The 12,164-nt window shown below is 69.4% G+C and carries 11 protein-coding genes; 8 read left to right on the forward strand and 3 right to left on the reverse strand.

What is annotated here, in order from left to right:
- The first annotated feature begins 188 nt into the window (after window positions 1-188).
- Genes ACYVOK_RS28575 through ACYVOK_RS28605 form a run of 7 tightly spaced genes read left to right on the forward strand, consistent with a single transcriptional unit; the run spans window position 189 to window position 7,930 of the window.
- Window positions 189-2,741 (forward strand): TIGR03773 family transporter-associated surface protein, encoded by a 2,553-nt coding sequence (locus ACYVOK_RS28575; protein ID WP_460665648.1) that lies wholly within the window; start codon window positions 189-191, stop codon window positions 2,739-2,741.
- Window positions 2,738-4,270, forward strand: a complete 1,533-nt coding sequence (locus tag ACYVOK_RS28580; protein ID WP_460665649.1) for an anchored repeat ABC transporter, substrate-binding protein — start codon at window positions 2,738-2,740, stop codon at window positions 4,268-4,270. Before ACYVOK_RS28575 ends, ACYVOK_RS28580 begins: the two co-directional genes overlap by 4 nt.
- The gene (locus ACYVOK_RS28585; RefSeq protein WP_460665650.1) at window positions 4,267-5,022 is read left to right on the forward strand and encodes a choice-of-anchor M domain-containing protein; all 756 of its coding nucleotides are present in this window, start codon (window positions 4,267-4,269) and stop codon (window positions 5,020-5,022) included. The genes ACYVOK_RS28580 and ACYVOK_RS28585 overlap by 4 nt, the downstream gene beginning before the upstream one ends.
- Window positions 5,019-5,762, forward strand: a complete 744-nt coding sequence (locus tag ACYVOK_RS28590; RefSeq protein ID WP_460665651.1) for an anchored repeat-type ABC transporter ATP-binding subunit — start codon at window positions 5,019-5,021, stop codon at window positions 5,760-5,762. The genes ACYVOK_RS28585 and ACYVOK_RS28590 overlap by 4 nt, the downstream gene beginning before the upstream one ends.
- Window positions 5,759-6,646, forward strand: coding sequence for an anchored repeat-type ABC transporter permease subunit (locus ACYVOK_RS28595; RefSeq protein ID WP_460665652.1), 888 nt, complete (start codon window positions 5,759-5,761; stop codon window positions 6,644-6,646). The genes ACYVOK_RS28590 and ACYVOK_RS28595 overlap by 4 nt, the downstream gene beginning before the upstream one ends.
- A gap of 10 nt (window positions 6,647-6,656) precedes the next feature.
- Window positions 6,657-7,298, forward strand: coding sequence for a choice-of-anchor M domain-containing protein (locus ACYVOK_RS28600; RefSeq protein WP_460665653.1), 642 nt, complete (start codon window positions 6,657-6,659; stop codon window positions 7,296-7,298).
- Complete coding sequence (locus ACYVOK_RS28605) at window positions 7,295-7,930, forward strand: choice-of-anchor M domain-containing protein (RefSeq protein WP_460665654.1); 636 nt, start codon at window positions 7,295-7,297, stop codon at window positions 7,928-7,930. Before ACYVOK_RS28600 ends, ACYVOK_RS28605 begins: the two co-directional genes overlap by 4 nt.
- 88 nt (window positions 7,931-8,018) lie before the next feature.
- Here the strand turns inward: ACYVOK_RS28605 and ACYVOK_RS28610 are convergent, their stop codons facing one another.
- From ACYVOK_RS28610 to ACYVOK_RS28620, 3 genes are read right to left on the reverse strand one after another with little or no spacing between them, the layout of a single operon-like run.
- Complete coding sequence (locus tag ACYVOK_RS28610) at window positions 8,019-8,780, reverse strand: DUF1932 domain-containing protein (protein WP_460665655.1); 762 nt, start codon at window positions 8,778-8,780, stop codon at window positions 8,019-8,021.
- A 23-nt stretch (window positions 8,781-8,803) separates the two neighbouring features.
- Complete coding sequence (locus ACYVOK_RS28615) at window positions 8,804-9,445, reverse strand: response regulator transcription factor (RefSeq protein ID WP_460665656.1); 642 nt, start codon at window positions 9,443-9,445, stop codon at window positions 8,804-8,806.
- Window positions 9,433-11,370, reverse strand: coding sequence for a sensor histidine kinase (locus tag ACYVOK_RS28620; RefSeq protein WP_460665657.1), 1,938 nt, complete (start codon window positions 11,368-11,370; stop codon window positions 9,433-9,435). Before ACYVOK_RS28620 ends, ACYVOK_RS28615 begins: the two co-directional genes overlap by 13 nt.
- A 134-nt stretch (window positions 11,371-11,504) precedes the next feature.
- Here ACYVOK_RS28620 and ACYVOK_RS28625 point away from each other — a divergent pair, with 134 nt between their 5' ends.
- The gene (locus ACYVOK_RS28625; RefSeq protein ID WP_460665658.1) at window positions 11,505-12,164 is read left to right on the forward strand and encodes a hypothetical protein; all 660 of its coding nucleotides are present in this window, start codon (window positions 11,505-11,507) and stop codon (window positions 12,162-12,164) included.

A 12,164-nucleotide genomic window follows, 5' to 3' on the forward strand; every position in this document is an offset into this window, starting at 1 on the left:
CCAACAGTTCTCGGGGGGCGTCCCTCGCCGAGGCAACCAAAACAGTCTACCCACCACCCCGCCCGGACAGGAAATCCGTTCCTCGGCTGCGTTCCCGGTGCTGTCCACGGTGACTTTTCGCCGTCGTTCGGGGCTGGACCGGAATTACTTACTGAAAATGATTGTCGATTCAGATAGAGTGCGCGGTCGTGACCGCCACTCACTCCAGATCGACCCTGCCCGCCGCGTTGACGTGTTTCCTGCTCGCCTGCCTGAGCCTGCTGATCCCCTGGTCCGCCACCGCCGCCCCGGCACCCGAGGTCCTGCGCGCCGTCCACGCCGACGTTCTGCACACGACGTACGACGGGACGTCACTGAAGCTCGCCAGCCGGATCGGCCTCGGTGAGTACCGGGAGGCGGACCCCGCCGGCCTGATCTTCAACCTGGAGGACCGCGGATCGGCCCGGGTGGAACTGCCCGATGCGCCGGCCTTCGCGTTCCTGGGTACGCCGGGCGACAGCGTCTGGATCGCGCCCGAGTCCCAGGACCCGGAGCTGATCTGGCCGGGTTGGGACACCGAGACGATTCCGGCCGGGGCGTTGCAGGACGACGTCGTCGAACTGACGCTGCTGGGCGCCGAGGGCCCTGGTGCGGTCGAGGTGTTCTTCAACTACGACGAGTTCACCGGCGCCGTGCCGCGGTTGTTCAGTTCGGTCGACCCGGCGTACCGGACGGTGCGCCAGCCGATCGGGCGGCACGTGCACGCGAACTGGTCGTTCGGCGCGTTGGGCACCTACAAGCTCACCTTCCAGGCTTCGGCGATCACGGCCGGCGGTACGGCGGTGTCGTCGGGACCGGTCGACTACACCTTCGTCGTCGGGCCGTACGAGCCCCCGACGACGCCGACTCCTTCGGCCACTCCCCCGACAACCACCCCACCTCCGACCACCCCACCTCCGACGACCCCGCCTCCGACGACGTCCCCGTCTCCGACGACCACCCCGAGCACCACCCCTACCAGCAGCCCGACGAGTCCGCCCGCGTGTGTCAGCGCCGTACTGTCCGCCGGGCACGTGGACGTGGCGGCCCGGACGGTGGGCGGGCAACTGCGGTTCCAGGTGAAGGACGGGACGCGGGGTACGCCGGTCTGGCGCGATCCGGAGACGGTCGCGTTCCAGGTGAAGCCGTCCGCGGACGAGGTGGTGCCCGCGTCGGCGTCGTACCGGTTCCTCGGGCCCGCCGGAGCGACCGTCTGGCAGATCCCGCAGACCCAGGTGGCCGATCTGCTCTGGGCGGGCTGGAACACCGAGTCGGTCGACTACAGCGCACTGGCGGGACCGGTGCGGTGGTCGCTGGACAAGGTGGCCGGGCCGGGGAAGTTCGCGGTCTACCAGTTCGACCAGTTCGGTGCGCCACTGATCTCCTTCGACAGTGGCAAGACGTTGCCGCAGTCGATCACTCTCGCCGGGCCGACGCACGCCCACGGCAACTGGGCGTTCACCAAGCTCGGGCTCTACAAGCTGACCTTCACCTACTCGGCCACCACCAAGTCCGGGCAGCTCTTGAGCGACACCGCGACCCTCTCGGTGGTCGTCGGTTCGGACCTCGGCTCTCTCTGCCCCGGCAGCCCTTCGCCGAGCCCGACCACGACCACAACCACCACGACGACGACACCGCCTTCGACCAGCGCGCCGACGTCGCCCGTGCCCACCACACAAGCTCCTCGCCCGACCTCGGTCTCGACCAGCAGGCCGACGTCATCGCCGACCCTGAAGCCGTGCGTCACCACACCGGCGCCGGCATCCACCTCGACCTCGACATCCACTTCGACGCGTACGACGACCGCGTCCCCCACCGGTACGACGTTGACGAGCGGTCACGCGGATTACGCCGTACGCCTCGAGGGTGGATCGCTGACCTCTCGGCTGAAGGACGGCACCAAGGCCGGCGCCCCCGTCTGGCGTGACCCGGCGTCGGTCACCATCCGGCTGACCTCGGCGGCCGCGGCCAAGGCGCCCGGCGGAGCGTTCTCGTTCCTCGGCGCGGCCGGCACGCCGATCTGGCAGATCCCGCAGACGCAGAAGGCCGGTGTCGTCTGGCTCGGCTGGAACACCGAGGAGCTGACCACGGCCCAGGTGTACGGCGGCGGCATCGACTGGCGCCTCGACAAGGTCACCGGTCCTGGCTCACTGGCCCTGTTCGAGTTCGACTCGTTCGGGCAGCCGAAGGTCGTCTTCAACTCCGCCGACGGCCTGCCCGACAGCCACCGCGTCCCGGTCGGCACCCACGCGCACGGCAACTGGACGTTCACCAAACCCGGGACCTACAAGGTCACCTTCACCCACAGCACGACACTCGCCAACGGCAAGCAGTCGCAGGACACCGCCACGGTCACGTTCGTGGTCGGGCCGACCGGCGGCGCCCGCTCGATCAGCGGGGTTGGCGCTGACCTCCAGTCCGCCATCGCTCCGGCCGCCCCGCCGCCCGTTGCAGCACCATTTCAGGGGTCAACCCCTGAAATGGTGGGTTCGCCTACCGGTATACGAGGGGCTGACCCACGAGCTCAGGGGTTGACCCCTCAGAGGGCGGCGCAGGGAACGGAAGCGCAGGGCGCGGCGGCGAGCGGCGACAGCGCGGCGCCGACCGACTGCAAGCTGGCGATGACCGGCGGGTCTGTCGGCGTGGGGTGGATCGGTGCGGCGCTGGTCTTCCTGGTCCTCGGCGTCGTACTGCTCGTCGGTGCCCGGCGAGGTGTGCGGTGAAGGCGCTGATCGCGGCCGGGACGGCCGCCGTTCTGGTCCTGGCGGGCTGCTCCGGGGTGTCGGCCTCCGGTGGGGACCGCAAGCTCGACGTCGTCACCACGACCGAGATCCTCGCCGACCTGGTGACTCAGGTCGGCGGGGATCGGGTGACCGCGTCCTCCCTGGTCCCGCCCGGTGGTGATCCGCATTCCTACGAGCCGACGCCGGCGGATGCCAAACGGGTCGCCAAGGCGGACGTGACGTTCACGAACCACCTGCTGCTGGAGCCGCAGTCGCTGATCAAGACGATCGACGCCAACGCCGCCGAGGACGCCCCGAACGTCTCACTGGCCGAAGCCGCCGAGTCGTACGGCGCCAACGTGATCCCGTTGGTGGAGAACATCGGCCTGGACGTGCTCTGGCTCGGCCTGCGCGTCCGCGGCACCGGCAAGGCGCGAGGCGCGACCCGCACCTCATCGGTGAAGCTCGCCGCCACCAAGTTGGAAGGTCCAGGGCAACTCGTCGCTTACCTGACCGAATCCCTCGGCCAACCGGACCGGTACTTCGACTCCACCGACGGGCTCGACCAGGCGGACAGTACGACGCTGCCGCCGGCCGCCCACACGCATCTCAACTGGGCCTTCACCGAACCCGGCGTCTACCGCCTCACCCTCACCGGCAGCCTCGACAACGGCGCCCCGCTCGGATCAGGCACCTTCACGTTCGCCGTCGGAGTCGACCCGCACACGGTGAAACCGGCGGACGGCGGTACGGCGACAGTCCTCGGAGACGGGCACACCGACCTCACCGTCGACCTCGACACAGGCCAGGTCTACGCGTACTCCGACGCGCAGAAGGTCGGAGCCCCTCAGTCGCAGGTACCGGCCGGCCGCGTCGTCATCGACGTACCGAACAAGGCCCTCGTCCCGGTTCCCGACGACCCGCGGTTCGCCTTCCTCGGCAAGGCCGGAACGCAGGTCCATCAGCTCCCGCAGGCCGTCCTCGGCAAGCACGTGCACGGCGAGATCGACCCGCATCTGTGGGAGGACGTCGCCAACGCCAAGGCCTACGTCCAGCTGATGCGCGACACCCTGATCACCGCCGACCCCGACGGCCGACAGGTGTACGAGGCGAACACCGCGGCGTACCTGCGCCGGCTGAACGAGCTCGACGACTACGTCCGTACGACGCTCGCGACCATCCCGGCGAGTCGTCGCCAGCTGATCACCACCCACGACGCGTTCGGCTATCTGGCCTCGGCGTACGGGATGACGGTCGCCGGGTTCGTCGTACCGAACCCGGCCCAGGAACCGAGCGTCGAGCAGGTCCGCAAGCTGTCCGACACGATCCGCAACCTGAAGGTCCCGGCCGTGTTCATCGAACCGAACCTGGCCCGGCGCGCGTCCGTCCTCATCCAGGTCGCCCGCGACCAGGGCGTCCGGGTGTGCTCGCTGTACGGCGACTCGTTCGACGAGAAGGCCCGTACCTACGTCGCCATGATGCGCCACAACGCCGACGAACTGCGTCGCTGCCTGGGAGAGACCCGATGAAACTCCTCGCTGTCGTCCTGCTGCTCGTCGCCCCGCTGACACCGGCGCCGACCGACCAGGAAGTTGTCATCAGCAACGGTCACGTGGATCTCGGCCCGCGCTTCGTCGACGGTACGTGGACGGTCCAGGTGCGCGACGACACGACGGAACCGGCCGTGTGGCGCGAGCTCGAGGACGTCGTGTTGCAGGCGACGAACAAGGCTCAGGTGGCGGTGCCGAACGATCCTGCCTACGCGTTTCTCGGTACGCCCGGGCAGAAGCTGTGGGTGATCCCCCAGGTCCAGCAGGACGGGGTGATCTGGCCGGGCTGGAACACCCAGGACCGCGAGGTCGCCACCCGAGTGGATCGTGAGGTGACGTGGCGGCTCGATGGAGTCCGCGGGCCCGGAGCGTTCACGCTGTTCCTGAACTCGGACTTCGGCAAGCCGGCTCCGGTGTTCGACAGCCGCAAACCGTTCCCGCAGGAGACCGGGATCGAGACCAACACCCATGTCCACGGCAACTGGACGTTCGATGCCGAAGGCGCCTATTCGCTGGACATCGCGATGACCGCCCGGCTGACCGACGGGCAACAGGTCACCGACCGCCGCACGCTCCGCATCTACGCGGGCGACGGCGATGTCCGTACGGCGTTCGCCGCGACGACACCAGCACCTGAAGCAGGTGGTGGAAGCCAGTGGATCTGGCTGGGCGGTGGAGCCCTCGTCCTGATCGCCGCGGCCGTGCTACTGATCAGGAAGGTCCGCACATGACCTTGCACGTCGCCGGCCTCGCCGTCGAACTCGCGGGGCGGCCAGTTCTCCACGACGTCGACCTCACCGTCGCGCAGTCCGAGCAAGTCGGTCTGATCGGCCCGAACGGTGCCGGCAAGACCACGCTGCTGCGGTCCCTGCTCGGCCTGCTGCCCATCCGCTCCGGGAGCATCACCATCGACGGTCGTACGCCGGCCGAGGCCCGCGGCACGATCGGGTACGTCCCGCAGCGGCACGAGTTCGTCTGGGACTACCCGGTCCAGGTGCGGACCGCGGTGATGACCGGCCGGACCCACCGGATCGGCTCGCTCCGGCGACCGGGTGCGGCCGACCGCACCGCCGTACAGGAGGCGCTCGAACGGGTTGATCTCACCGGCCTCGCCACCCGGCCGATCGGTGAACTGTCCGGTGGCCAACGGCAACGAGTCCTGGTCGCGCGAGCGCTGGCACTGCAGCCACGGCTGCTGTTGCTGGACGAGCCGTTCACCGGGCTCGACGTACCGACCCAGGAGATCCTCACGCGGCTGTTCAGGAGCCTGACCTCCGAAGGGACCGCGATCCTGATGACCACCCACGACCTCCCGGCCGCGGCCGACACGTGTCATCGGCTCTGCCTGCTCAACGGGACGGTCGTCGCCGACGGCTCCCCGGACGAACTGCGGGACCCGGCCGTCTGGCTGCGGGCCTTCGGCGTCGCGAGGTCCGAACAGTTGCTGCACAGCCTGGGAGTGGCCCGATGATCGAGTTCCTCACCGAACCCTGGGACCACGTGTTCATGCAGCGCGCGTTCCTCGTCGTCCTGATGTCCGGCGTCGTCTGCGGCGTGATCGGGAGTCATGTCGCACTGCGCGGGATGGCGTTCATCGGTGACGCGGTGGCGCACGCGGTCTTCCCCGGAATCGCGATCGCGTTCGTGCTGAAGACCAGCCTGGTGCTCGGCGGCATCGTCGCCGGTCTGGTCACCGCCCTGTCCATCGCGGTGGTTTCGCAGAACCGCCGGCTCAAGGAGGACACCGTCATCGGCGTCTTCTTCGCCGCGGCGTTCGGGCTGGGCATCGTGGTGATGAGTACGGCGCCCGGGTACGGCGGCTCGCTCGAGTCGTTCCTGTTCGGTTCGGTCCTCGGCATCAGCACCGCCGACGTGATCACGGTGGCCGTCGCGGGCGCCGTACTGCTGCTGATCACCGGGGCGCTGCACAAGGAGTTCGTCACCGTCGGCCTGGACCGGGAGACCGCCCGGGCGGTCGGGCTGCCGATCTTCTGGCTGGACCTCGCGCTCTACGCGATGGTGACGGTCGCGATCGTCATCTCGATCCAGGCCGTCGGCAACATCCTGGTGCTGGCGCTGCTGATCACCCCGGCCGCGTGTGCCCGGCTGCTGACCGACCGGATCGGCGTGATGATGCTGGTCGCGCCGTTGGTCGGCGCGTTCTCCGGGCTCACCGGGCTCTACCTGTCGTACGCGTTCAACCTCGCCGCCGGCGGGCTGATCGTGCTCACCGCGACCGCGGTGTTCGTGGCCTGCTGGGTGTTCGCGCCCCGGCACGGCCTGCTCTCCAAGCCCCGCCGAACTGCAGCGGCGGTCGTGCCATCCCCACAACTGAACAAAGCCGTCCAATCCTGAAAGGAACTCCATGCGCAAGCCTTATCGCGTGGCACTGTCCCTCGCGGCAGTCCTCGCGCTCACCGGCGTCGCCTCGCCCGCCGTGGCCGCCTCGCCCGTCGTCCTCGACCAAGGCCATGTCGACGTGTTCGGCATCGCCTACGAGAACGGTGTTCTGAACCTGCACGTCCACGACGACGCGGCCGCCGCGGAGTACGACCCGTCCGAGGTGGAGCTGGTCGCGAAGCCGGCTGCGAAGACCGCCGTGCCGGATGACCCGGCGTACTCGTTCCTCGGCGATCCGGCCGACCCGGTCTGGGTGCTCCCGCAGGTGCAGGACCCTGAGCTGCTGTTCCCGGGCATCGCGGCCGAGGAGGTCGAGCCCGGTGTCTTCAAGAACGACACCCTGAAGATCGACGTCGTCGGCGTGCGTGGCCCGGCAGACTTCAGCATCTTCACGGTGGACGGCGTCGGCGCTCCGACCGTGCTGGTCGACAGCGGCGACGGTCTGCCCGACCGCACCACCGTCACGGCCGGCGGACACAAGCACGCCAACTGGGCGTTCGAGGCCTCCGGCACGTACACGGTCTGGGTTCGCGCCCGCGGCACCCTGGCCAACGGCAAGACGGTCTTCTCCCCGCTCGAGACCTACACGTTCAAGGTGCAGTCATGAGGGCCTTGGGCGGCGCGCTGGTCGCCGGCTTCGTCGCAGCGGTCCTGACGGTCGCACCGGCTCATGCGGTGACGACCATCTCCAGCGGTCACGTGGACGCGATCGACGTCGACTGGACCGGGTCAGCACTCACACTCGACCTGCGCGACGGCACGGTCACCCCGGCGGTGGATCGGCAACCGGCTGACGTCGTACTCAACGCTGTGTCGGCCAGCAAGACCACCGTGCCGTCGAGCTCGGCGTACTCGTTCCTGGGTACGCCGGGGTCGCCGGTGTGGATCCTGCCGCAGACGCAGGCGAGTGGGATCGTCTGGCCCGGGTTCAACACCGAGGGGGTGCCGAGCGGCGCGTTGTCGGGGAACACGGTCAGCTTGAGGCTCGTGTCGGCGACCGGACCGGCCCACGTGAGCGTGTACACCACGAGCTCACTCGGTACACCGACGGTCTGGTTCGACTCCGGCAACGGGCTGCCGGACGCCCGGTCGATCCCGGTCAACACCCACTCCCACGCGAACTGGGCCTTCGAGGCGGCGGGCACCTACACCGTCGTCTTCGAAGTCACCGCCACCACAGCGGGCGGCACCCCGATCAGCACCGGCCAGAAGACCTACACCTTCACCGTCCAGCCGTAACCGGCAGACGTCGGGACCTGGGACAGCCTTTGGGTGCCTTGAACATTTCCTGTTCAGGTCACCGCTGGGTGTTCCAGGTCCCGATCCGTTACGTGAGCTTGGTCCAGACCTGGCGGAGGGCACGGGCCGCGTCCCCTTGGAGACCGGCTTCGTCCAGGGTCTCGGCAAGTTCGTCGAACTCGGGACCCCAGCGCCAGGCCACTCGGCGGAGTTGCTCGGGAAGGGACGGGTCCTGGAGTGAGCCGGCATCGCCGCGGACCTGTTGGGCGGTGAGGGCGTCGGTGACGCCGTACTTCTCGGCGAGCTGGAAGGCAAGGACCGCAAGGGCTGCTTTGCCCTTGTTGTAGAGGGCGTACGACGACTTGGCCGCGCTGGCCGCACCGGGCTGATCGCCGACCACCATGGGTGTGACCGCGGTCCCGGCCCACAAGTCGGCTGCCTGCTGAGCGGCCGCGCCGGACAGCATGAGGTGCGTCGGGCTCGGCCCCCCGGTCGGCGGCGGACCGACCACACCCGCGTCCACGAACGTCGCCGCGGAGACCGCTGCCTGTGCGGCGCGCAACGACTTCGGCGACAACGGGTTCGCCTCGATGTACAGCCCGTCGAACCCGGCCTGACCCACCTGTACGGCGATGTCCACCGCACCCTGTGGTGCACACGAGCACAGCACCACCTCGGCCTGACCGACCGCCTCCGCGAACGGCGTTCCGATCAGCCCGGCCTCCTCGGCCCGCGTCGTACTCTCCGGACTCCGTCCCTCCGGCACCCAGTGCACTTCGTGGCCTGCGGCAACCAACTGGGCGGCCAGCTTCGAACCCATCGCGCCGGGGTGGAACACAGCAATCCGCATGGAGCCGTCCTCTGCAGAAGCGGTCAGTGCTCCCCAAGATAGGCCAGTACGGCGAGCACGCGGCGGTGCTGTTCCTCGTTGGTGAGCAGACCGAGCTTGGTCAGGATGCTGCCGACGTGCGTCTCCACCGTGCGCTCGGTCAGGAACAGCCGGCGGCCGATGCCGACATTCGTGCAGCCCTCGGCCATCAACGCGAGCACTTCACGCTCCCGCGGGGTCAGCGGGGCGAGCCGATCGTCGGCGCGCCGGCGGCCGAGCAACCTGGCGACGACCTCGGGATCGAGTGCCGACCCGCCTGCCGCGACCCGGTCGAGGGCGTCCAGGAACTGGTCGACCGCGAGCACGCGATCCTTCAGCAGGTAGCCGAACCGGCCGGTCGCGACCAGTTCGACCGAGTGCCGGGTCTCGATGTGCTGGGACAGCAGCACGATCGCGAGACCTGGATTCAGCATCCGGAGCCGGCGCGCCGCCCGGGCCCCGTCGTCGGTCTGGTCGGGCGGCATCCGGATGTCGATCACCGCCAGGTCGGGCGCGGTCTCCGCGACCACCGTCATCAGGGTCGGCGCGTCCGGTGCCAGGCCGACGATCTCGTGCCCGGCATCGGCCAGCAACCGCGCCAGCCCCTCCCGGAACAGCGCCGAGTCCTCCCCGATCACGATCCGCACGGCAGCACCGCCTCCACCGTCGTACCCCGGCCGGCCGGGCTCCGCAGGTTCAGCGAACCACCGACGGCGTCCACCCGATCCAGCAGTCCGCTCAGACCCGATCCCGGACGCGGCGCCGCACCACCACACCCGTCGTCCTCGATCAGCACCGTCACCTGCTCGGCCGAGCGGTCCACCCGAACCGCGATCGACGTCGCGTTCGCGTACTTCACCGCGTTCGTCACCGCCTCCGCCGCCACGAAGTACGCCGTCGTGGCCAGCTCCTCCGGCAGATCAGGCGGGATCTCCAGCCGAACCGGGATCGGCAGCGACTGCGTGATCGCGCTCAGCGCAGCCTGCAACCCGTCGTCCAAGCTGGTCGGCCGCAACCCGTGCGCGATCTGTCGTAGCTCGGCGACCGCGGTGGCCAGCTCCGCGACCCCCTGGTCGAGCAGCCCGTCGACATCGACCGTCCCGTCGTCCAGGTGCCGCTGGGCGAGCCGCATCGCCATCCCCAGCGAGACGAGCCGCTGCTGCGCTCCGTCGTGCAGGTCCCGCTCGAGCCGTCGGCGTTCGGCATCACCCGCCTGCACGAGCCGGGCCCGGCTCGCCTCCACCTCCCGCAAGGCCCCGGCCAGCTCGGCTCTCAGCCGCGTCACCTCGACCAGACTGGCCGCCCCGGCCGCCACAGCCTTCAGTACTGCGGGACTGGTCGAATCCGATCCGAGTACGCCGATCTGCGAACCACCCAGCATCACCGGGACCAGCTCTTGCCCACCAACCGGCGTACCCGCGGCATCGACGAAGCCCGACGCCCCGGGAACGAGCAGACCGACGCGCAGGCCCGGATCTCGTAGTGCCGTGCGCAGGGCGGACTCCAGCTCCTCCGGCTGAGCCTGCTCGGTGTGGATCCGGCGCTGCAGGTCCTCGATCGCCAGCAGCGCAGCCCGTCGTGGTGGATAGAGCCTGCGGTCAACTGAGCGCTGGAGTCTGGTCCGCAGTGGCGACAGAGCCAGTGCGCAGAGGGCTGTGGCGGCCGCAGCCACGACGGCCGAGTCGCGGCCCAGAAGTAGACCCAGCGACACGGCTGCTACGGCGTACGTGCCCAGCAGGACGACCATGACGATGCCGTACGTGACTGTGTCGGCCAGCACGCGGTCGACGTCGTACAGGTCGTGCCGAAGCATTGCCACTGCCACCGAGACGGGGAGGGACAGGAGCGCGACGACACCGAAGACGGTGGCCACGATGCCGGTGTCACCGGTGACCACGATCTCGGCCAGGCAGACGAACGGGTAGAGGACGGCGGCGAGACCTGCCAGCGCCAGCCATTTGAGCTGAGCCCGGACCGTGCCGGTCGATCGGCGGTACCGGACCATCACGGACACCGCTGACGCCAAGCACAACGCCAGGAACGCGACGAACACGACCTCGCTCACAATCTGGAGCGGTCGCGGCAGGACGTCGTACGGGCGAGGCAGGTCCTGCAGGGGTTCGAGGAACGGGCTCGACGCGAAGGCACCGAAGACCTGCTGGGCCAGGCACAGCAGCACCAGGGCCGGCGCGATGGGCCGCCAGAACGCACGGCCGTTCGGGAAGTAGAGCAGCAACAGGCTGATCGCGGCGAGCAGCCACCAGCCGCTCTCGTCGAGCCAGGCGACGACACGGGTGTCCAAGGGCACGCCGTCGGCGTTGTAGTAGACGCCGCGGGCGGCCAGGAACACCGTGATCGCGCCGATCCAGCCGAGCAGTGCTCCGACCACGCCCTCACGTCGGCTGACCACCAATCCGAGCAGGGTGACCACGATCCCGATCGCCGCCAGGCCGAGGAAGTTCCGCAGCGTGTGCGGGCCGGTGCGGTAGGCGATCAGCAGCCAGGAACTCCCCGCCACCATCACCAGGACGAGCAGGAAGGTACCGAGCGCGACCCATCGCGGCCACCGCATGTCGTCAGAGTAAGACCGCAGGACACCGTACGGCTCTGAGCCAGCACGGAGACCGCCTCCGTACCCGCTCCGATGTGCCCGGTGGTCCCTCTGCCGTTGGCTGAGAACGTCAGCTCAGACCCGGGAGGTTCACCATGGCTACGCAGACCGTCGCCAGCCCTGTCACCGCCGATCCGGTGCTCCGGCGCCGGGTGGGAACCGTCGCCGTGTTGCTTGCGCTCACCGCCGTCGCGGCGATTCCGGGCGGACTGCTGTGGCCGGAGCCCGCCGCAGGTGGCGAGACGTACGCCTACAGCGACATCCAGCCGGTCCGCGACCTGTGGTGGGGCCTCCTGGTGGTGCTCAGCGCCGCACTCGTCATCAACGTGCCGGCCCAGGCGCTGCTGACCACGTTCATCGTCCGCGGCCGCGGGTCCGGCTGGGCGACGGCGGGCGCATTCGTGATGTGGGTCGGCACCGCGCTGTACGCCGTCGGGGTCGCGGGCTGGGCCGCCGTGTACTACTTCGCCACCGCGCCCGGTGTCGACGCGGGCGTGATCGAGCGGATCAACGACGACACCTCGCACCTCTTCGGAGTGATGATCCCCGGTGCGCTGCTGGTTGCTCTCGGCACCGTTCTGCAGGCGATCGGCCTCTGGCGTTCCCGCGCCGTCCCGCGCTGGATCCCGCTGCTGTGGCTGACGATCGTGGCAACGTTCATCGTCCCCGGGAACGGCGTGGCAGGACTCGTCACCGCCCTGCCGATGACAGCCGCTGCCCTGGGTACGGCGTACTACGCGTGGCGAAAGGTCTGA

It is taken from the genome of Kribbella swartbergensis (assembly GCF_054784135.1).

Coding starts and splice junctions, on each gene's coding strand:
- ACYVOK_RS28585 (WP_460665650.1), top strand. CDS start 4,267: ATGAAACTCCTCGCTGTCGTCCTGCTGCTCGTCGCCCCGCTGACACCG.
- ACYVOK_RS28590 (WP_460665651.1), top strand. CDS start 5,019: ATGACCTTGCACGTCGCCGGCCTCGCCGTCGAACTCGCGGGGCGGCCA.
- ACYVOK_RS28595 (WP_460665652.1), top strand. CDS start 5,759: ATGATCGAGTTCCTCACCGAACCCTGGGACCACGTGTTCATGCAGCGC.
- ACYVOK_RS28600 (WP_460665653.1), top strand. CDS start 6,657: ATGCGCAAGCCTTATCGCGTGGCACTGTCCCTCGCGGCAGTCCTCGCG.
- ACYVOK_RS28605 (WP_460665654.1), top strand. CDS start 7,295: ATGAGGGCCTTGGGCGGCGCGCTGGTCGCCGGCTTCGTCGCAGCGGTC.
- ACYVOK_RS28610 (WP_460665655.1), bottom strand. CDS start 8,780: ATGCGGATTGCTGTGTTCCACCCCGGCGCGATGGGTTCGAAGCTGGCC.
- ACYVOK_RS28620 (WP_460665657.1), bottom strand. CDS start 11,370: ATGCGGTGGCCGCGATGGGTCGCGCTCGGTACCTTCCTGCTCGTCCTG.
- ACYVOK_RS28625 (WP_460665658.1), top strand. CDS start 11,505: ATGGCTACGCAGACCGTCGCCAGCCCTGTCACCGCCGATCCGGTGCTC.